Raw genomic sequence first — 19,546 nt, 5'->3', positions numbered from 1 at the left:
CGCCGCCACCGTCCGCTACGGCGTCCCCGCGCCGGGCGCGGGCGCCGAAGCCGGGGCGGAGGCCGACGCCGACGCCGCGGCCGACCCGGACGGCGAAGCGCTGGGCGTCGCCGCCCGGTTGGCGTTGAACTCCGCGACGTTGCGCTGCTGCACCTCGAAGCTGTCGGTGAAGCGGGTGTCGCCCGGCTTCACGGTGACGAAGTACAGCCAGTCCCCCGGCGTCGGGTCCAGCGCCGCCATGATCGCCTGCCGCCCGGGGTTGGAGATCGGGGTGGGCGGCAGCCCGGGGTGCAGGTAGGTGTTGTACGGGGAGTCGAGCTTGGTCTCGGTGACGGTGGTGTTCAGCGTCGAGCGGCCGAGCGCGTAGTTGATGGTGGAGTCCAGCTGCAACGGCATGCCCTTGGCCAGCCGGTTGTAGATCACCCGGGCCACCCGGCCCATGTCCTCGGTGTTGTCGGCCTCGCCCTGGACCATGCTGGCCACCGTGACCAGCCCGTACAGGCTCTGTCCGAGGGTCTGCGCGACGATGTCGGCGTCGTCCCGGCTGAACTCCTTGCCGGCCCGCTCGACCATCTGCTTGAGCAGGTCGAGCGCGGTGGTGCCCTCGGTGACGCTGTACGTCGCGGGGAACAGGTAGCCCTCGGGGCTGCCGGCCGCGAAGTCCGGCAGGCCCAGTTCGGCGCTCTGCTCCTTCGCGGTGCGCTGGGTGGTGCCCTCGGGGAGGTTCAGCTTCTTGTCGATCGCGGCGAAGACCTGGTAGCCGCGCCAGCCCTCGGGGATGGTCAGGCCGTTGGCGTTGGCCGGGTCGATCAGGACGGCGAGCGCGGCCGCGGCCGACATCTTCAGCTTGAGGGTGTACGTCCCCGGCTGGATCCGCCCGGCGGCCGCCGCGCTGCCCTTCGCGGCCCGGGTGAAGGCGAGCGAGCTGGCCACCACCCCGTTGCGGACCAGCGCGGAGGCGATCTGGGACAGGCCGGCGCCCTCCGGCACCGAGACCTGGACGCTGCCGCTGCCCTGCCCGGCGAAGTCGGCGGCGGCCGCCGGCCGGCGCTGCCCCTGGAACCAGGTGTAGCCGGTCAGTCCGACCCCGCCGATCACCGCGACCAGGGCGAGCGCGGTGAGCCCGCAGGCCAGCCCGTTACGCCGTCGGTGCGGATCGGGCGCATCGGAGCGCGGACGGGGCGCGGACGGCGGCCGACCCTCCGGTTCCCACACCGGCGCACCCAGGTGGCCGGGGGTGAGTCCCGGGTGGCAGTCCTGGTCGGTCATGGCTCGCGTCCCCTCGGCGATCTCGAACCGGCCCGGATCCGTCCATGTCGATCAGCGCCGATCGGAAACCGATCCGAAAGGCCGCAGCGACACGAGCAGGAACCGGACACGAACGAAAAGGGGTCCGTGCGGACGCGTCCGCACGGACCCCTCGACGGGACGTTAGACCAGGCCGGTCAGCCGGTCGCCTCGACGCTCTCACCGGGCGGCCTTCCGCTCACCCGTTCGGACTCAAGGGCGGTCTGCAGGATCACCACCGCGGCGGCCTGGTCGACCACCGAGCGGCCCTTCTTCGCCTTGACCCCGGAGGCGCGCAGCCCGTGGGTCGCGGTGACGGTCGTCATCCGCTCGTCCACCAGCCGCACCGGCACCGGGTAGAGCCGGTTCGCCAGCCGCGCGCAGTACGCGCGGACCTTCTCCGCCGCCGGGCCCTCCTTGCCGCTGAGCGAGCGCGGCAGCCCGACGATCACCTCGATCGCGTCGTACTCCTCGACGATCGCGGCGATCCGGGCCTGCGACTTCACTCCGGCCGGCACGGTCTCCACCGGCGTGGCGAGCACCCCGTCGGGGTCGCAGGACGCGACCCCGATCCGGGCGTCACCGACGTCGACGGCGATCCGCCGCCCGCGGCGGAACGGCTTCGGCTCCTGCTCGAACATCAGGAGGCGCGCTCCGCGACCAGGCCGCGCACGGCGGCGATGGCCTCGCCGACCGCCGCCGGGTTGGTGCCGCCGCCCTGGGCCACGTCGTCCTTGCCGCCACCGCCGCCGCCGAGGGTCTTGGCGGCGGTCCGGACCAGCTCGCCGGCCTTGATGCCGCGGCCGCGGGCGTCCTCGTTGGTGGCGATCACGGTCAGCGGGCGGTCGTTCGCCACGGTGAACGCGGCGACCACGGCCGGGCGCGAGCCGAGGCGGCCGCGCACGTCCAGCACCAGCTTGCGCAGCTCGTCCGCGCCCACGCCGTCGGCGACCTGGGCGGCGACCACGGCGATGCCGCGCACGTCCTCGGCCGAGTCGGCCAGGCCCGCAGCGGCGGCCAGCACCTTCTCGGCGCGGAAGCGCTCGATCTCCTTCTCGGCGTCCTTGAGCTTGGCGAGCATGCCCGAGATCTTCTCCGGCAGCTCCTCCGGGCGGCCCTTGACCAGGTCGGTCAGCTGGGCGACCACGGTGTGCTCACGGGCCAGGAACTTGTACGCGTCGACGCCGACCAGCGCCTCCACCCGGCGCACGCCGGAGCCGATCGAGGACTCGCCGAGCAGCTTCACCAGGCCCAGCTGGGCGGTGTTGCCGACGTGCGTGCCACCGCACAGCTCCTTGGAGAAGTCGCCGATGGTGACGACGCGCACCTCGTCGCCGTACTTCTCGCCGAACATCGCGATGGCGCCGGCCTTGCGGGCCTGGTCCATCGTCATGACCTCGGCGGTGACCTCCAGCTCGCGGCCCAGCACGTCGTTGATCTTCTGCTCGACGTCGACCAGCACGCTGCCCGGGACGGCCGCGGGCGAACCGAAGTCGAAGCGGAAGCGGCCCGGGGCGTTCTCCGAACCGGCCTGGGCGGCGGTCGGGCCGAGCGCGTCGCGCAGCGCCTGGTGGGTCAGGTGGGTGGCCGAGTGGGCCCGGGCGATCGCCCGGCGGCGGTCGATGTCGATCGTGGCGTACGCCGAGGCGCCGAGCACGACCTCGCCGAACAGCACGCCGCCCGAGTGCACCGTCACGCCCGGGACGGGCTGCTGCACGTCGCGGATCTCCACCACCGCGCCGGACTCCAGCCGGATCCGGCCCTGGTCGGCGAGCTGGCCGCCGCCCTCGGCGTAGAACGGGGTGCGGTCGAGGATGATCTCGACCTCGTCGCCCTCCGAGGCGGCCGGCGCCGGAACGCCGTCCACCAGCAGGCCGACCACGGTGGCCTCGCCCTCGGTCAGGGTGTAGCCGGTGAAGACGCTGGCGCCGGACTTGTCGGCGACCTCGCGGTACGCGGCGACGTCGGCGTGGCCCATCTTCTTCGCCTTGGCGTCCGCCTTGGCGCGGTCCCGCTGCTCCTGCATGAGGCGGCGGAAGCCGGCCTCGTCCACCTGCAGGCCCTGCTCCTCGGCCATCTCCAGGGTGAGGTCGATCGGGAAGCCGTAGGTGTCGTGCAGCTTGAAGGCCTGGTCGCCGGAGAGGACGACGCCGCCGGCCTGCTTGGTCTCGGTGACCGCGACGTCCAGCAGGTTGGTGCCGGCCTTCAGCGTCTGCAGGAAGGCCGCCTCCTCGCCGACGACGACCGTCTCGATGCGCTTGCGGTCGCTCTCCAGCTCCGGGTACTGCGGGGCCATCGCCTTGATGGCGATGTCGATGAGCTCCTTGGCCACCGGCTCGGTGGCGCCCAGCAGGCGCATGTTGCGGATGGCGCGGCGCAGGATGCGGCGCAGCACGTAGCCGCGGCCCTCGTTGCCGGGGGTGACGCCGTCGCCGACCAGCATCAGCGCGGTGCGGATGTGGTCGGTGACCACGCGCAGCGAGACGTCCGACTTGTGGTCGGCGCCGTAGCGGTGGCCGGTGAGCTCGGCGGCGCGGTCGAGGATCATCCGGCTGGTGTCGATCTCGAAGAGGTTGTCGACGTCCTGCAGGATCGCGGCGAGGCGCTCCAGGCCGAGGCCGGTGTCGATGTTCTTGCTCGGCAGGTCGCCGAGGATCTCGAAGCCGTCCTTGCCGTCACCGTGGCCGCGCTCGTACTGCATGAAGACCAGGTTCCAGATCTCCAGGTAGCGCTCGCCGTTGACGGCCGGGCCGCCCTCCTCGCCGTAGGCGGGGCCGCGGTCGTAGTTGATCTCCGAGCACGGGCCGCACGGGCCGGGGACGCCCATCGACCAGAAGTTGTCCTTCATGCCCAGGCGCTGGATGCGCTCCGAGGGCACGCCGATGACGTCACGCCAGATCTGCTCGGCCTCGTCGTCGTCCTTGTAGACGGTGATCCAGAGCTTCTCCTTCTCCAGGCCGTAGCCGCCGTCCGCGACGGGAGTGGTGAGCAGCTCCCACGCGAACTTGATGGCCCCTTCCTTGAAGTAGTCGCCGAAGGAGAAGTTGCCGCACATCTGGAAGAAGGAGCCGTGCCGGGTGGTCTTCCCGACCTCCTCGATGTCCAGCGTGCGCACGCACTTCTGGACACTGGTCGCGCGCGAGAACTGCGGCTTGACCTCGCCCAGGAAGTAGGGCTTGAAGGGCACCATGCCGGCGTTGACGAGCAGCAGGGTGGGGTCGTCGGCGACCAGGGACGCCGACGGAACGACGGTGTGGCCGCGCTCCTCGAAGAAGCGCAGCCAGCGGCGGCGGATCTCAGCCGACTCCATTAGTGGTCCTTCCGGTTGGTGCCGCCCCGCGGCAGGGCTCGGCGGGGCGTTTCATCGATGGTCTGTGGGGTGGTTCGAGCACTGCTGGACGGGGGCAGGGCGGCGGCCGGGCGACCGGGCGCCGCCGAGATAGCTCGGTACTGCGGCTCGCGCGAGGGGGGCAGCGCGGAGCGCTTCCCAAGAAGGGTGGTGGCGGGCGACGGGCGGGAACCGCGGGTGCGCCGGGGCTCCACCACGGCGCTGCCGCGCAGCCCGAGGTCGTCCTTGAGCTGCTCCTCGCGCTCGGCCATGCCGGCCCGCACGTCCTGGGCGAACTGCTTGGCGACGTCGCCCAGGTGCAGCGCACCGCGCGCGGCGGTGCCGGAGAGGCTTTCGGGGGTGAGCCGCTGGGCCGCCTCGTTGGCCTTCTTCATGACCCAGACGGTGGCGCCGGCGCCGACCGCCATCCAGAAGATGCGTGCCATGCCGTCAGCCCCTCACCGCTCGCCGGACCCGGGAGAGCAGGCCGCCGCGGGGCGCCGTGGCGGCGCGCACCTCAGCCCGGATCAGCCGGGCCAGCTCCTCGCGCTCGCCGCTCTGCAGCGGCACGTTCGGCAGCCCGCCGCCCTGCTGCTTGGCGACGGCCTTGCGGACGCCGTAGCTGAACGCCGCGACCTTCACCAGCGGGCCGCCGAGGGTGGCGGCCACGGTGGAGGACAGCGCGTTGGCGTTGGCGGCGGCGTCCTGCACGTTCGCGGTGATCTCGTCCACCCGCTCCAGCTGCTGGTTGGCGCTGCGCACGGCGGCGCCCGCCTCGGACAGCAGCGGCACGGCCTGCTCGGTGACGGCGGAGACCAGGACGGTGGCCTCCTTCAGCACCCGGGAGAGGCGGACCAGCACGACGGCGAGCAGGGTGACCAGGACCGCCCAGAACACGGCGACGAGCAATCCGGCCAGCTCTCCCACGGACACCTTTGCGCGCTCCCTCGCCTTGCTCGTATTCAGAGGGAACCCTATCGCGCCCGGGCCCGGAATCCGGACGTGCCCCGGGGCCCCGCACCGATCCGGTCGGGTGTGCGATCCCCGCGCGTAACCTACCGGCCGGTCACCTCGTTCTGCCAGGCGGGCCGACAGCCGTGCGGCCCGGACGCACGTCCGGACCGCAGCGGTCCGGGCCGAGGAACGACGGGGAGCAGGGCTTGGCCGGCGACTGGACAGCACAGCCCGCGGCACGGCCGCGCGAGCCGGAGCCCGGCCGGCTGCCGGCCGAGGTGACCGGCTTCGTCGGGCGGCAGCGCGAACTGGCCGACCTGGCGGGCCTGTTGGCCGCCGCCCGGCTGGTGACGGTGACCGGCCCCGGCGGGGTGGGCAAGAGCCGGCTGGCGCTGCGCGCGGCGGCCCGGGCGGCCGGCGCCTTCCCGGACGGCACCTGGCTGGTGGACGTGGCCCCGGTGCAGGACCCGCTGCTGCTCGGCCACGCCGCCCTGGAGGCGCTGCGACTGACCGACGGCACCGCCCGCCCGCCGGTGGACGTGCTGACCGAGCGGCTGGCCGGCCGCCGCCTGCTGCTGGTGCTGGACGGCTGCGAGCACCTGGTGGAGGCCTGCGCCGAGCTGGCGGACACCCTGCTGCGGGCCCTGCCCGGCCTGCGGGTGCTGGCCACCAGCCGCTCGGTGCTGCGGGCCTCGGGCGAGCACCTGCTGACCCTGGCGCCGATGCCGGTCGACACCCTCCCCGGGCAGCGACCGTGGACGGGCGTGCTGCCGGACGCGGTGCGGCTGTTCGCCGACCGGGCCCGGGCGGTGCTGCCGTCCTTCGAGGTGACCGAGGCCAACGCGGAGGCGGTCGGCCTGCTCTGCCGCCGGCTGGACGGCATCCCGCTGGCCGTGGAGCTGGCCGCCGGGCGGCTGCGCGCGCTGTCGGTGGAGCAGATCACCGCCCGGCTGGACGACCGGTTCCGGCTGCTCACCGGCGGCTCCCGGACGGCACTGCCCCGGCACCAGACGCTGCGCACCACGATCGGCTGGAGTCACGAGCTCTGCACGGTGCAGGAACGTTTACTCTGGGCCCGCCTGTCGGTCTTCACCGGCGGTTTCGACCTGGAGGCCGCCGAGTACGTCTGCGCCGGCGACGGCCTCGAACCCGAGGACGTGCTCGACCTGCTGGACGAACTCGTCGCGAAATCCGTCCTGCTGCGCGAGGACAGCGCCTTCGGCGTCCGCTTCCGGCTGCTGGACACCCTGCGCGAGTACGGCAGCCACTGGCTGCGCGCGGCCGGCGAGGAGCAGCGGCTGCTGCGCCGCCACCGGGACTGGTACCTGGGCGTCGCCACCTGGGGCGAGGTCGAGTGGTTCGGCCCCCGCCAGGCCGAGACCGCCGAGCGCACCCAGCTCGCCCACACCAACCTGCGCGCCGCGCTGGAATTCTGCCTGTCCGAGCCCGGCGAGGAGCAGATCGCCCTGCTGCTGGCCGGCACCCTCTGGTTCTACTGGGTCGGCTGCGGCCACCTCGGCGAGGGCCGGCACTGGCTGGACCGCGCGCTGGCACTGGACCGCGAGCCCACCGAGGCCCGGGCCAAGGCCCTGTGGGTGACCGGCTACATGGCCACCCTCCAGGGCGACCTCGCGGCCGCCCGCCCGGCCCTGGAGGAGTGCCGCCGCCAGGCCCTGGACACCGGCGACGACCGGGCGCTCGCCTACGCCGTCCACCGCCAGGGCTGCGCGGCGCTGATCAGCGACGAACCGGAGCGCGCCGCCGAGCTGTTCGAGGAGGCCCTCTGGCACTACCGGACGATCGGCGAGCTCAACAGCAACGTCGTGATGGCCATGATCGAACTCGGCCTCGCCTACCTGTTCCAGGGCGACCTCGACAGCGGCGAGCTCTGGTTCGGCCAGGCCCGCGAGGTGTGCGAGGAGCACGGCGAGCAGTGGGCGTACGCGTACGTGCTGTACGCGTCGGCGTACTCGCACTTTCTGGACGGCGCGATCCAGCCCGCCCGCGCCCTGGCCCGGGAGTGCGTCCGGCTGAACCACCAGTTCCGCGACCTGCTCGGCATCGTGCTGGGGATCGACCTGCTGGCACTGCTGGAGACCGAGCCGGCCGGCCCCGGAGAGCCGGCCGACCTGTGCGAGGCCCGGGTGCTGCAGGGCGCCGCGCACCGGATCTGGCGCGCGGTCGGCACGCCCTTCCTGGGCTCGCGCTCGTTCTTCGGCACCCACCAGGAGTGCGCCGAGCGGGCCCGGGCCGGTCTCACCCGGCAGGCCTTCGACGACTGCTACCGGGCTGGCTCCCTGCTGGACCTGGACGCCGCGGTCTCCCGGGCGCTCGACGGCGGCGGCCCGCCGGAGAGCCCGGGGCCGGCGCCCGGCCCCTGCCCGGTACCGCCCGCACCGGCGCCCGCGCCCGTCCGCAACAGTTAGGGCGTGTCTCTCCTGAGGCACCCGCCCGGAATAGCCGAAGCTTGCCGATTGCTTGAGGAGGCAAGGAACTACCCGGAAGGAACACCATGGCCGTCCACGACGAGTACCGCCTCGCGGCGTTCTACTTCGACTCCAAGGCGTACAGCGACGCCGCCCGGCTGCTCGAAGGCGTCCTGGCGGAAGAGCCGGCCAACCTCTCCGTCCGGCTGCTGCTCGCCCGCAGCTACTACCACTCCGCCCAACTCGGCCGCGCCGAGGCCGAGTTGCACCGGATCCTGGAGGCCGACCCGGCCGAGGACTACGCCCGGCTGATGCTCGGCCGCACCCTGGAGCGCCAGGGCCGCACCGACGAGGCCCGCCCGCACCTGCGGCTGGCCGCCGCGATGGCCGGCGAGGAGCTGTAGCCCACCGGGCGGAAAAGCGGAAAAAGGGGCGAGCCCCCGCCACCTCGGAAGGTGGCGGGGGCTCGCTCTCGGGCCCGCGACGTGCGGAACCGCTCGCGGGTCAGCGCGAGTAGTACTCGACGACCAGCTGCTCGTCGCAGATCACCGGGATCTCCTTGCGCTGCGGCGCACGGTCCAGGCGGAAGGCCAGGGCCTTCAGGTTGACCTCGAGGTACTTCGGGGTCTGGCCCTCACCCGCGTAGCCACCCTCACGGGCGACCTGGAAGGGGACCTTCTCCTTGCTGCGCTCGCGGACGGTGACCACGAAGCCCGGCTTCATCTGGAACGACGGCTTGTTGACCTTGCCGCCGTTGACCTCGATGTGGCCGTGGACGACCATCTGACGGGCCTGGTAGATGGTGCGGGCGATGCCCGAACGCAGCACCAGGGCGTCGAGGCGGGTCTCCAGCTCGGCGACGAGCGCCTCACCGGTCTTGCCCTCGGCCTTCTTCGCGCGGTCGAACGCGCGGGCCAGCTGCTTCTCGCTCAGGTCGTACTGGGCGCGAAGACGCTGCTTCTCGGTCAGACGGACCTTGTAGTCCGAGTTCTGCTTGCGACCACGGCCGTGCTGGCCGGGCGGGTACGGGCGGGCCTCGAAGTACTTGACGGACTTCGGGGTCAGCGGCACGCCGAGCGCACGCGCGATCTTGACCTTGGGACGCTTCTGGTTCGCCATGAACCAAACCTTCCTTGCTTACGAATACGGCTTCCACCAGGTGTTGACGGAGGTCGCTCGTCGCGACCCGGAGAAAACCCCGCCGCCTGCGCGATGGGATCAGCCGCTCTCCGGAGCCGGGCACGAATGTGCTTGTCACACGAGGACCCGAAGCCGGGCCACCCGCGACACCGAAACGGTGCGCGACGCTCCTGGTGCGGACCTCCCGGAGGAGGTCTACGGCCACTGCCCCGCTGGTGCGGCCGGTCGGTGGGGTCTCCCCCGCCGCCGTCCCGGGACATGGCACTCCGACCGAGTATACCCGTGGATCACTCGCCCTTTTCCGCGGGCTTCTGCTCGCCCTTCTCCGCGGGCTTCTCCGCGGGCTTCCGCTCCCTGGGCCGCTCCCCGCGCAGCCGGCCGCGCGTCCACTCCACCGTGTCCGCGTACCGCACCTCGCCGCCGCGCCGGTTCGGCCGGTAGTACTCCTTGCCGTGCACCGCGTCCGGCGCGTACTGCTGCGTCGCGATGCCCTCCGGCAGGTCGTGCGGGTACTGGTAGCCATGCCCGTGGCCGAGCTTGCCCGCGCCGCCGTAGTGCGCGTCCCGCAGGTGCGGCGGCACCGCGCCCGCCAGCCCCTGCCGGACGTCCGCCAGCGCCGCGTCGATCGCCAGGTAGGCCGAGTTGGACTTGGGCGCCAGGGCCAGCGCGATCGCCGCCTGGGAGAGGATGATCCGCGCCTCGGGGAAGCCGATCAGGGCCACCGCCTGGGCCGCCGCCACCGCCGTCTGCAGCGCGGTCGGGTCCGCCAGGCCGACGTCCTCGCTGGCCGAGATCATCAGCCGGCGGGCGATGAACCGCGGGTCCTCCCCCGCCTCGATCATCCGGGCCAGGTAGTGCAGCGTGGCGTCGACGTCGCTGCCGCGGATCGACTTGATCAGCGCGCTGGCCACGTCGTAGTGCTGGTCGCCGTCCTTGTCGTAGCGCACCGCGGCCTGGTTCACGGCCGTCTCGGTGGTGGCCAGCGTGATGCTCGGCTCGCCCTTCTCCAGCGCCGCCCCGGCCGCCGCCTCCAGCGTGGTGAGCGCCCGCCGGGCGTCCCCGCCGGCCAGCCGGACCAGGTGGTCCTCGGCCTCCGCGGTCAGCTCCAGCGCGCCCTCCAGGCCCCGCTCGTCGGCCACCGCGCGGCGCAGCAGCGCCCGGATGTCCTCGTCGGTCAGCGACTCCAGGGTGAGCAGCAGCGAGCGGGAGAGCAGCGGCGAGATCACCGAGAAGTACGGGTTCTCGGTGGTCGCCGCGATCAGGGTGACCCAGCGGTTCTCGACGGCCGGCAGCAGCGAGTCCTGCTGGGCCTTGGAGAAGCGGTGGATCTCGTCCAGGAACAGCACCGTCTCCCGGCCCGACATGCCGACCGCCCGCCGGGCGCCGTCGATCACCGCCCGGACCTCCTTGACCCCGGCGGTGATCGCGGACAGCTCGACGAAGCGGCCCTCCACGGCCTGGCTGATCACGTGCGCGAGCGTGGTCTTGCCCGTCCCGGGCGGCCCCCAGAGGATCACCGAGCTGGTGGCCGCCGGACCGCGCGAACTCGCGACCAGCCGGCGCAGCGGCGAGCCGGGCTTCAGCAGCTGCCGCTGCCCGGCGACCTCGTCCAGCGTGCGCGGGCGCATCCGTACGGCCAGCGGCGCCCGGCCGGGCTCCCTGCTCTGGCGTTCCTCGGCGGCGGCGGTGAAGAGGTCCGGTTCGTCCACACCGGAAGCCTATGCGAGGCCGCGGACACTACGCGGCGGGGTGCTCGGGGCGGTCCAGCAGCACCACGTCGAACTCCTCCAGCGACCGTACGGTGGCGCCCAGTGCGGCCACCGCCTGGGCCCGGGCGTCGGCCTGCGGCCCGCGCGAGGCCGCGAAGCTCGCCTGGTCCCCGTAGATCGAGCCCACCGACAGCCGGCCGGTCGCCCGGTCGGCCAGCATCGCGCCGGTCACGAACCCGGGCGACTTCTCCAGCACCGGCAGCACCTGGTCCCGGAAGCGCGCGGCGGCCTCGTCGATCCCGGCCGGGTCGATGTCGGTGCGGGTCAGCCGGAACCCGGCACCCGGTCCGGCCGCACCGGGCGCGGCCGTGGCCACGGCCTCCCAGACGTCGGTGGTCACCGTGCCGGCCAGCGGCGCCAGCAGCTCCCGGCGGCGCTCGCCCAGCGCCTCGTCGCTGGCGCGCTCGGCCTCGGCGGACTCCCACCACGAACCCATCGCGATCTTGCCGAGGGTCCGGTCCGCGAACAGCCCGTAGCCGCGGTACCCGGGCTGCCCGCTCAGCAGTGCGGGCGCCTCGGTGCTGAGCCCGTCCAGGACCTGCCCGATCCGGTCCGGATTCCCGGTGGCGTAGATGGTACGAACGAACATGAGCGCGCCTCCTGTGGACGCCCGGGCGCCACGCGGGGCCGTTCGTCGAGAAGCAGCGCCCGGAGGGCCCCGTCTACTCCAGTCTGGCAGCGTGGTCCGGAACGTACTTCTGGAGGTCCCGGGGCGGCCGCTGGTAGCCGCGCGAGGCCGGGCGCGGCGGCAGCTCGATCTTCGGCGGGCTGATCTCGTGGTACGGCACCGAGGAGACCAGGTGGGCGATCATGTTGATCCGGGCCCGGCGCTTGTCGTCGCTCTCCACCACGTGCCAGGGCGAGTCCGGGATGTCGGTGTGGTTGAACATCTCGTCCTTGGCCCGGGAGTAGTCCTCCCAGTGGTTGATCGACTCGACGTCCATCGGGGAGAGCTTCCAGCGCTTCATCGGGTCCCCCAGCCGCTCCCGGAAGCGCCGCTGCTGCTCGGTGTCGCTCACCGAGAACCAGTACTTGCGCAGCAGGATGCCCGCTTCGATCAGCATCCGCTCGAAGGTCGGGCACTGGTGCAGGAACTGCCAGTACTCCTCGTCGGTACAGAAGCCCATGACCCGCTCGACGCCCGCCCGGTTGTACCAGCTGCGGTCGAACAGCACGATCTCGCCGGCCGCCGGCAGCTGCTCGACGTACCGCTGGAAGTACCACTGGGACTTCTGCCGCTCGGTCGGCGTCGGCAGCGCCGCGACCCGGGCGATCCGGGGGTTCAGGTACTCGGTGACCCGCTTGATCGCGCCGCCCTTGCCCGCCGCGTCACGGCCCTCGAAGACCACCACCAGCCGGGCGCCCTCGACCCGTACCCACTCCTGGAGCTTCACCAGCTCGTGCTGCAGCCGCATCAGCTCCCGCTCGTACGGCTTCCTGGCCAACCGCTGCCGCTGCTCCTCGCCCACCCCGGGTCCTCCGTCCGCCTGTGCTGATGATCCTTCACCGTAGGCGCCGGCGGCCGAGTTCGCAGGTCCTGGAGGTCAGCGGGGCCGGGCGGGCGGCGGGAACGGAGGTCCGGAGGCCGGGGTGGGGCCTCCGGTGGGAGAGGGGGCGCGGTGGCGCGGTGTTCCGCCGGGCGGGGACTACACGCCGACGAACGGCTCCGGGTAGCGGCACAGCCCGCGCGGCCCGCCGTCGTACGCCGCCAGCGGCAGCGCCTGGAAGTACGCCTCCGGCACCTCGAACGGGCCGCTGATCTCGTGCCGCCCGGCCGGCGCGAAGCCGAACCGCGCGTAGTACTCCGGGTCGCCGAGGACGACCACCAGCTTCTCCCCCGCGTCCTCGGCCGCCGCCAGCGCGGCCCGGACGACGAGTTCGCCGACGCCCCGGCGCTGCCACTCGGGCGCGACCGCGACCGGCGCGAGCGCCAGCGCGTCACCGCTCGCCGCGGCGTCGCCGACCCGCAGCCGGGTCAGCAGCGCGTGGCCGATCACCAGCCCGGCACCGTCCACCGCCACCATCGAAAGGCCGGGCAGCCAGGCGGGATCGCGGCGCAGCGCGTCCACCAGGTCCGCCTCGTCCGGGCCGGGGAACGCGGCCATGTGGACCCGTCTGGTCGCCGGGGCATCCTCCGGGTCTTCCACTCTCGTTGTGACCTGCATGGGTCAACCCTCCCTGTGTCGCACATCGTTGTGGACCGGCCCCGGACGGTGGGTGGACCGTCCGGGGCCGTTGAAGGTTAGCCGATGACGCGGCGTCAGCTCTTCGGCTGCGCCTCGGGCTTGGCGTCCTCGCGGACCTTCGGCTGGGCGTCCACGCCGGCCTCGCGGCGCTGCGCCGGGGTGATCGGGGTCGGGGCGCCGGTCAGCGGGTCGCCGCCGGTGGACGTCTTCGGGAAGGCGATGACGTCCCGGATGGTGTCGTACCCGCCGAGCAGGGTGACGATGCGGTCCAGGCCGAAGGCGACGCCACCGTGCGGCGGCGGGCCGTAGTTGAAGGCGTCCAGCAGGAAGCCGAACTGCGAGGCCGCCTCCTCCTCGGAGAGGCCGATCGCGTCGAACGCCCGCTTCTGGACGTCCCGCTGGTGGATACGGATCGAACCGCCGCCCAGCTCCGAGCCGTTGAGGACCAGGTCGTAGGCGTTGGACAGGGCCGAGCCCGGGTCGGTGTCGAAGGTGTCCAGCGACTCCGCGGTCGGGGCGGTGAACGGGTGGTGCACCGCGTGCCAGCCCTGGAACTGGCCCTTGTCGTCCTCGATCGGCTCGAACATCGGGAAGTCGACGACCCAGAGGAAGGCCCACTTCGACTCGTCGATCAGCTCGCAGCGCTTGCCGATCTCCAGGCGGGCGGCGCCCAGCAGCTCCTGCGAGGGGCGCTCCTTGCCGGCGGCGAAGAAGACGGCGTCGCCGTTCTTGGCGCCCGCGGCGGCGGCGAGGCCGGCCAGGTGCTCCTCGGAGAGGTTCTTGGCGACCGGGCCGCGCAGCTCGCCGGTCTCGGCGTCGATCAGCACGTAGGCGAGGCCCTTGGCGCCGCGCGCCTTGGCCCAGTCCTGCCAGGCGTCGAGCTGCTTGCGCGGCTGCGAGGCACCGCCCGGCATGACCACGGCGCCGACGTACGGGGCCTGGAAGACGCGGAACTCGGTGCCCTTGAAGTACTCGGTGAGGTCGGTGAGTTCCTGGCCGAAGCGGACGTCCGGCTTGTCGGAGCCGTAGCGGCCCATGGCGTCCGCGTAGGTCATCCGCGGCAGCGGGTTCGGGATCTCGTAGCCGTGCACCTCGCGCCAGATGGCGCCGACGATCTTCTCGCCGAGGGCCAGGATGTCCTCCTGGTCGACGAACGAGGCCTCGATGTCCAGCTGGGTGAACTCCGGCTGCCGGTCGGCGCGGAAGTCCTCGTCGCGGAAGCAGCGGGCGATCTGGTAGTAGCGCTCCATGCCGGCCACCATCAGCAGCTGCTTGAACAGCTGGGGCGACTGCGGCAGGGCGTACCAGTGGCCGGGCTGCAGGCGGACCGGGACGAGGAAGTCGCGGGCGCCCTCGGGGGTGGAGCGGGTGAGGTACGGCGTCTCGATGTCGAGGAAGTCGTTCTCCTCCATCACCCGGCGGATGATGTTGTTGACCTTGGAGCGCAGCCGCAGGCCCTTGGCCGGGCCCTCGCGGCGCAGGTCCAGGTAGCGGTAGCGCAGCCGGACCTCCTCGTTGACCGTGCCCGGCTCGTACTCGGCGACGGGGAAGGGCAGCGGGGCGGCCTCGGAGAGCACCTCGATCTCGCTGACGACGACCTCGACGGCGCCGGTCGGGATGTCGGGGTTCTCGTTGCCCTCGGGGCGGACCCGGACGTCGCCGACGACCTTGACGCAGTACTCGGCGCGCAGGCCGTGCACCGAGTCGAGGTCGCGGACCACGATCTGCACGGTGCCGGAGGCGTCGCGCAGGTCGATGAAGGCGACGCCGCCGTGGTCGCGGCGGCGGGCGACCCAGCCGGCCAGGGTGACGGTGGTGTCTGCGTGCTCCGGGCGGAGCGTGCCCGCGTCGTGCGTGCGGATCACAGCTGCTTCTCCTTCAGGGTGGTGACGAGTGCGTCGAGGGCGACGGGGGTCTGCTCGCCGGTGCTCATGTCCTTGAGCTGGACGACGCCCTCGGCGAGGTCCCGGTCCCCGGCGATCAGGGCGAAGCGGGCGCCGGACCGGTCGGCGGACTTCATGGCGTTCTTGATGCTCTTGACGCCGAAGGCGAGGTCGGTGGCGACGCCGGCCCGGCGCAGCTCGACCACCTTGGCGAACAGGGTGTTCTTGGCCTCCTCGCCGAGCGCGACGGCGTAGACGGAGGTGGCGGCCGGCAGGTCGAGGGCGACGCCCTCGGCCTCCAGCGCGAGGAAGGTGCGGTCCACGCCGAGGGCCCAGCCGACGGACGGCAGCGCGGGGCCGCCGATCATCTCGGACAGGCCGTCGTAGCGGCCGCCGCCGCCGATCGCGGACTGGGCGCCGAGGCCGTTGTGCACGAACTCGAAGGTGGTGCGGGTGTAGTAGTCCAGGCCGCGGACCAGCTTCGGGTCGTCGACGAAGGCCACGCCGTTGGCGGTGAGCAGCTCGCGCACCTTCTCGTCGTAGGCCTTGCAGTCCTCGCACAGGAAGTCGCGCAGCATCGGGGCGCCGACCAGCTGGTCCTGCACGTCCTTGCGCTTGTCGTCGAGGACGCGCAGCGGGTTGATCCCGGCCCGGCGGCGGGTCTCCTCGTCCAGGTCGAGGCCCTCCAGGAACTCGATCAGGGCGGCGCGGTAGACCGGGCGGCACTGCTTGTCGCCGAGGCTGTTGAGCAGCAGCGAGTAGTCGCTGAGGCCGAGCGAGCGGAAGGCGTCGTCGGCCAGGATGATCAGCTCGGCGTCCAGCGCCGGGTCCTCGGCGCCGATCGCCTCGGCACCGACCTGGGAGAACTGGCGGTAGCGGCCCTTCTGGGCGCGCTCGTAGCGGTAGTACGAGCCGGAGTACCAGAGCTTGACCGGCAGGTTGCCCTGCTTGTGCAGGTTGGCCTGGAGCGCGGCGCGCAGCACCGAGGCGGTGCCCTCGGGGCGCAGCGCGAGCTCGTCACCGCCCTTGGTGGTGAGGTTGTACATCTCCTTGGTGACGATGTCGGTGGACTCGCCGACACCGCGGGAGAACAGCTTCACGTCCTCGAAGACCGGGGTCTCGATGTAGCCGTAGCCGGCCCGCCGGGCGGGGGCGGCGATGCGCTCGCGGATCGCCAGGAAGGTCGCGGAGCTGGGGGGCAGCAGGTCGTAGGTGCCCTTGGGGGCGGTGAAGGTGCTCAACTTCTCTATCCGTCACATTCCTCGTCGCGGGAAAGCCGGGGCGCCGGCCGCCCCCGCTGCCTGTCGGAGGTAGGGGTTGGCGGCGCGCTCGCGGCCGATGGTGGTCTGACCGCCGTGGCCGGAGAGGACCACGGTGGAATCGTCGAGGGGCAGGCACACCCGGGCCAGCGACCGCATGATCGCGTCGCTGTCCCCGCCCGGGAGGTCGGTACGCCCGATGGAGCCGGCGAACAGCAGGTCGCCCGAGAACAGCACCGGGGGGAGGTCCTCGGCACCGGGCGTCCGGAAGGTCACCGACCCCCCGGTATGGCCCGGGGCGTGGTCCACGGTGAGGCTCAGGCCGGCCAGCTCCAGGACGGAGCCGTCGGTCAGCTCGCGCACGTCGTCCGGCTCGCCGACGGTGAGCTCGCCCATCAGCTGGGTGCCCCGGGAGCGGCCGAGCGCCTTCTCGGGGTCGGACATCATGTACCGGTCCTCGGGGTGGATCCAGGCCGGGACGCCGCGGGCGCCGCAGACCGGGACCACCGAGGCCACGTGGTCGATGTGCCCGTGCGTGAGCAGCACGGCGACGGGCTTGAGCCGGTGCTCGCGGACGAGCTCCTCGACCCCACGGGCCGCCTGGTGGCCCGGATCGACGATGACGCACTCCTCGCCCGCCGCCGGGGCGACCAGGTAGCAGTTGGTGCCCCAGGCTCCTGCGGGGAATCCGGCGATGAACACGCGCGTCCTCTGGTGATCTGGTCGGCGACGGCTACGACGTGCGGCGACGCGTACGGGGTGTGGCTACAAAGATGTAAAGGCAGCCTACCGGCGGTGCGGGCCCGGTTGCGAACCAGATAGCGGTGCCGGGCCGGTCCCGCCTGACAGGTTCACCGCGTTCTTACGGGCCCGGTCCCTACACTTGGCCGCCGATGGATGCGATGATCCGGTTCGGAATCCATCCACTTCTTCCGCACATCTTCAGGAGACACGGCCGGTGGTCAGCAGCGAACAGCGGCGGCGGCAGCTCGCCCGCGACAAGTACGAGCGCCAGATGGAGCGCCGCGCCAGCGCGGTGGCCGCCCGCAGGCGCCGCAACACCATCCTGGGCGCCTCGCTCGCCGTCGTGGTGCTGGCCGGCGGTGGCGCGCTGGTGGGCACCGGCGCGTTCAGCTCGGACAAGAACGACAAGAAGGACGTCGCCGCGGCCGCCTCGGCCGACGCCACGCCGCAGTCCGCGCCGACCGAGCCGACGATGCCCACCCGCAAGCCGGTCGAGGGCTGCACCGACCCGGCGCCGGGCGCCCCCAACGGCAAGCAGTGGAAGGCCGAGCCGGCCATGTCCATCGACCAGGCCGCCTCGTACACCATGGCGATGGACTCCAACTGCGGCAAGGTGACGATCGCGCTGGACGCGGCCAAGGCGCCGCACACCGTGAACTCCTTCAACTTCCTGGCCGGCGAGCAGTTCTTCGACCACACGAAGTGCCACCGCCTCACCACCGACGGCATCTTCGTGCTGCAGTGCGGCGACCCGACCGCCAGTGCGACCGTCCCGGGCGGCACCGGCGGCCCCGGCTACAGGTTCAAGGACGAGAACCTGTCCGGCGCGACGTACCCGGCGGGCACCGTGGCGATGGCCAACTCCGGCCCGGACACCAACGGGAGCCAGTTCTTCCTGGTCTACAAGGACACCAAGCTGCCGCCGAGCTACATCCCGTTCGGCAAGATCACCGGCGGCCTGGACGTGGTGCAGAAGATCGCCGCCGCGGGCACCCTGGAGGGCACCCCGGACGGTCACCCGATGGCCGATGTCACCTTCAACTCGGTTACTGTGTCGAAGGGTTGACCAACTCCGGGGCCACCGGCGGCGGGTGGCGAGTCCGCCCCCGCCCGGCCCCGGCCCGAAATCGCCCGGCCCGGATGCGGACAGCACCGGGCCTGGTCGCCTATGTTGGCGTTGTGTAGGGTGCCCGGACCCGCCCAGCCGACCCACCCTCGGCAGCACAGTACGGCGGACGGGGACGGCGGACTCTTCGGTCCGCCGCACATCAACTGTGGACGACGGACGCGCGCCGCCCCGGCGCGGGCGCGACGTCATGTGGAGGACGCGCTATGAGCAGCGACCCGTGGGGCCGTGTCGACGAGCAGGGCACGGTCTACGTCAGGACGGCGGACGGCGAACGCGTCGTCGGTTCCTGGCAGGCCGGCTCGCCCGAGGAGGCCCTGGCCTACTTCGAGCGCAAGTACCAGGGCATCGAGGTGGAGATCGGCCTGCTGGAGAAGCGGGTGCGCACCACCGACCTGGCCGCGAAGGACGCCCAGACCGCGCTGGAGCACCTGCGCGCGCAGGTCACCGAGGGGCACGCGGTCGGCGACCTGGACGCGCTGGCCAAGCGGCTGGACACCCTCGCCGCCGACATCGAGAGCCGGCGCGAGGAGCGCAAGGCGGCCCGCGCCAAGGCGCAGGACGAGACCCGCTCCGCCAAGGAGGCCCTGGTCTCGGAGGCCGAGCAGCTCGCCGAGTCCACCCAGTGGCGGGAGGCCGGGGACCGGCTGCGCGCGCTGGTGGACACCTGGAAGGGCCTGCCCCGGCTGGACCGCAAGAGCGACGACGAGCTGTGGCACCGCTTCTCGCACGCCCGCTCGGTCTTCTCCAAGCACCGCAAGGGGCACTTCGCCGCCCTGGACGCCGACCGCGAGCAGGCCCGGCAGACCAAGGAGGCGCTGGTCGCCGAGGCCGAGGCGCTGTCCTCGTCCACCGAGTGGGGCAGCACCGCGGCCTCCTACCGCGACCTGATGGCGCGCTGGAAGGCCGCCGGCCGGGCCCAGCGGGACATCGAGGACGAGCTGTGGGCGCGGTTCCGCGGCGCGCAGGACGTCTTCTTCCAGGCCCGTTCCGCGGTGTTCAGCGAGCGGGACGCCGAGCAGGTGGAGAACCAGAAGCTCAAGGAGGCGCTGGCCGTCGAGGCCGAGGCGATCCTGCCGATCACCGACCTGAAGGCCGCCAAGGCCGCGCTGCGCGAGATCAACGAGCGCTGGGAGGCGATCGGGCACGTGCCGCGCGACATCCGTCCGAAGCTGGACGGCCGGCTGAACGCGGTCGAGCGGGCCGTCCGCGAGGCCGAGGACGCCGAGTGGAAGCGCTCCAACCCGGAGGCCAAGGCCCGCGCGGCCGGCATGGTGGGCCTGTTCCAGGCGAAGGCCGACAAGATCCAGGCCGACCTGGACAAGGCCCGCGCGGCCGGCAATGCCTCCAAGGTCACCAAGCTGGAGTCCGAGCTGGCCGGCGTGCAGACCCTGCTGGAGCAGGCGCACAAGAGCCAGGAGGAGTTCAGCGGCTGACATCGCCG

At 72.6% G+C, this 19,546-nt stretch carries 17 protein-coding genes; 4 read left to right on the top strand and 13 right to left on the bottom strand.

Annotation, left to right across the window (positions count from 1 at the left end):
* Positions 1-15: 15 nt before the first annotated feature.
* The 5 genes from mltG to ACPC54_RS15620 all read right to left on the bottom strand — a co-directional run bounded on the left by mltG (position 16) and on the right by ACPC54_RS15620 (position 5,548).
* Positions 16-1,269: an endolytic transglycosylase MltG gene (gene mltG, locus ACPC54_RS15640; RefSeq protein WP_498965272.1), complete on the bottom strand. Its 1,254-nt coding sequence runs from the start codon at positions 1,267-1,269 to the stop codon at positions 16-18.
* Positions 1,270-1,445: 176 nt separating this feature from the next.
* Positions 1,446-1,928: a Holliday junction resolvase RuvX gene (ruvX, locus tag ACPC54_RS15635; RefSeq protein WP_498965270.1), complete on the bottom strand. Its 483-nt coding sequence runs from the start codon at positions 1,926-1,928 to the stop codon at positions 1,446-1,448.
* A complete protein-coding gene (alaS, locus tag ACPC54_RS15630; RefSeq protein ID WP_498965268.1) occupies positions 1,928-4,597 on the bottom strand; it encodes an alanine--tRNA ligase in 2,670 nt (889 codons plus the stop codon). Before alaS ends, ruvX begins: the two co-directional genes overlap by 1 nt.
* Positions 4,597-5,061 (bottom strand): DUF6167 family protein, encoded by a 465-nt coding sequence (locus ACPC54_RS15625; protein WP_498965266.1) that lies wholly within the window; start codon positions 5,059-5,061, stop codon positions 4,597-4,599. Before ACPC54_RS15625 ends, alaS begins: the two co-directional genes overlap by 1 nt.
* Positions 5,062-5,065: 4 nt before the next feature.
* Positions 5,066-5,548, bottom strand: coding sequence for a DUF948 domain-containing protein (locus ACPC54_RS15620; RefSeq protein WP_498965264.1), 483 nt, complete (start codon positions 5,546-5,548; stop codon positions 5,066-5,068).
* 227 nt (positions 5,549-5,775) lie between these two features.
* Between ACPC54_RS15620 and ACPC54_RS15615 the strand changes: the two genes are divergently transcribed.
* Both ACPC54_RS15615 and ACPC54_RS15610 read left to right on the top strand, forming a co-directional pair.
* Positions 5,776-7,995, top strand: a complete 2,220-nt coding sequence (locus tag ACPC54_RS15615; RefSeq protein ID WP_498965262.1) for an ATP-binding protein — start codon at positions 5,776-5,778, stop codon at positions 7,993-7,995.
* An 86-nt stretch (positions 7,996-8,081) separates the two neighbouring features.
* On the top strand, positions 8,082-8,399 hold the full coding sequence (locus tag ACPC54_RS15610) for a tetratricopeptide repeat protein (protein ID WP_498965260.1): 318 nt from the start codon (positions 8,082-8,084) through the stop codon (positions 8,397-8,399).
* 100 nt (positions 8,400-8,499) lie between these two features.
* Here the strand turns inward: ACPC54_RS15610 and rpsD are convergent, their stop codons facing one another.
* The 8 genes from rpsD to ACPC54_RS15570 all read right to left on the bottom strand — a co-directional run bounded on the left by rpsD (position 8,500) and on the right by ACPC54_RS15570 (position 16,934).
* On the bottom strand, positions 8,500-9,114 hold the full coding sequence (rpsD, locus tag ACPC54_RS15605; protein ID WP_045700524.1) for a 30S ribosomal protein S4: 615 nt from the start codon (positions 9,112-9,114) through the stop codon (positions 8,500-8,502).
* Positions 9,115-9,422: 308 nt separating this feature from the next.
* Positions 9,423-10,844 (bottom strand): replication-associated recombination protein A, encoded by a 1,422-nt coding sequence (locus ACPC54_RS15600; protein ID WP_498965257.1) that lies wholly within the window; start codon positions 10,842-10,844, stop codon positions 9,423-9,425.
* Positions 10,845-10,872: 28 nt separating this feature from the next.
* Positions 10,873-11,493 carry an antibiotic biosynthesis monooxygenase gene (locus ACPC54_RS15595; protein ID WP_498965255.1) on the bottom strand — a complete coding sequence of 207 codons (621 nt, stop codon included), beginning with the start codon at positions 11,491-11,493 and terminating at the stop codon, positions 10,873-10,875.
* 73 nt (positions 11,494-11,566) lie between these two features.
* Positions 11,567-12,373 (bottom strand): polyphosphate kinase 2, encoded by an 807-nt coding sequence (gene ppk2, locus ACPC54_RS15590; RefSeq protein WP_498965253.1) that lies wholly within the window; start codon positions 12,371-12,373, stop codon positions 11,567-11,569.
* A gap of 177 nt (positions 12,374-12,550) precedes the next feature.
* Complete coding sequence (locus tag ACPC54_RS15585) at positions 12,551-13,069, bottom strand: GNAT family N-acetyltransferase (protein WP_498965251.1); 519 nt, start codon at positions 13,067-13,069, stop codon at positions 12,551-12,553.
* Between the two features lie 95 nt (positions 13,070-13,164).
* Positions 13,165-14,955 carry an aspartate--tRNA ligase gene (gene aspS, locus ACPC54_RS15580; RefSeq protein WP_498965249.1) on the bottom strand — a complete coding sequence of 597 codons (1,791 nt, stop codon included), beginning with the start codon at positions 14,953-14,955 and terminating at the stop codon, positions 13,165-13,167.
* Positions 14,952-16,214, bottom strand: coding sequence for a histidine--tRNA ligase (gene hisS, locus ACPC54_RS15575; RefSeq protein WP_498965247.1), 1,263 nt, complete (start codon positions 16,212-16,214; stop codon positions 14,952-14,954). The genes aspS and hisS overlap by 4 nt, the downstream gene beginning before the upstream one ends.
* A 12-nt stretch (positions 16,215-16,226) precedes the next feature.
* The gene (locus ACPC54_RS15570) at positions 16,227-16,934 is read right to left on the bottom strand and encodes an MBL fold metallo-hydrolase (protein WP_498965245.1); all 708 of its coding nucleotides are present in this window, start codon (positions 16,932-16,934) and stop codon (positions 16,227-16,229) included.
* A 256-nt stretch (positions 16,935-17,190) separates the two neighbouring features.
* Here ACPC54_RS15570 and ACPC54_RS15565 point away from each other — a divergent pair, with 256 nt between their 5' ends.
* A complete protein-coding gene (locus ACPC54_RS15565; protein ID WP_498965243.1) occupies positions 17,191-18,042 on the top strand; it encodes a peptidylprolyl isomerase in 852 nt (283 codons plus the stop codon).
* Positions 18,043-18,308: 266 nt separating this feature from the next.
* Positions 18,309-19,538: a DUF349 domain-containing protein gene (locus ACPC54_RS15560; protein ID WP_498965241.1), complete on the top strand. Its 1,230-nt coding sequence runs from the start codon at positions 18,309-18,311 to the stop codon at positions 19,536-19,538.
* Positions 19,539-19,546 lie beyond the last annotated feature (8 nt).

It is taken from the genome of Kitasatospora sp. NPDC094028, from assembly GCF_049543595.1.
Lineage (GTDB): Bacteria > Actinomycetota > Actinomycetes > Streptomycetales > Streptomycetaceae > Kitasatospora.
Note: the sequence above shows the minus strand (reverse complement) of the source record. Positions and strands in the feature narration are given on the sequence as shown.

Coding starts and splice junctions, on each gene's coding strand:
- mltG (WP_498965272.1), bottom strand. CDS start 1,269: ATGACCGACCAGGACTGCCACCCGGGACTCACCCCCGGCCACCTGGGT.
- ruvX (WP_498965270.1), bottom strand. CDS start 1,928: ATGTTCGAGCAGGAGCCGAAGCCGTTCCGCCGCGGGCGGCGGATCGCC.
- alaS (WP_498965268.1), bottom strand. CDS start 4,597: ATGGAGTCGGCTGAGATCCGCCGCCGCTGGCTGCGCTTCTTCGAGGAG.
- ACPC54_RS15625 (WP_498965266.1), bottom strand. CDS start 5,061: ATGGCACGCATCTTCTGGATGGCGGTCGGCGCCGGCGCCACCGTCTGG.
- ACPC54_RS15610 (WP_498965260.1), top strand. CDS start 8,082: ATGGCCGTCCACGACGAGTACCGCCTCGCGGCGTTCTACTTCGACTCC.
- rpsD (WP_045700524.1), bottom strand. CDS start 9,114: ATGGCGAACCAGAAGCGTCCCAAGGTCAAGATCGCGCGTGCGCTCGGC.
- ACPC54_RS15595 (WP_498965255.1), bottom strand. CDS start 11,493: ATGTTCGTTCGTACCATCTACGCCACCGGGAATCCGGACCGGATCGGG.
- ACPC54_RS15585 (WP_498965251.1), bottom strand. CDS start 13,069: ATGCAGGTCACAACGAGAGTGGAAGACCCGGAGGATGCCCCGGCGACC.
- ACPC54_RS15560 (WP_498965241.1), top strand. CDS start 18,309: ATGAGCAGCGACCCGTGGGGCCGTGTCGACGAGCAGGGCACGGTCTAC.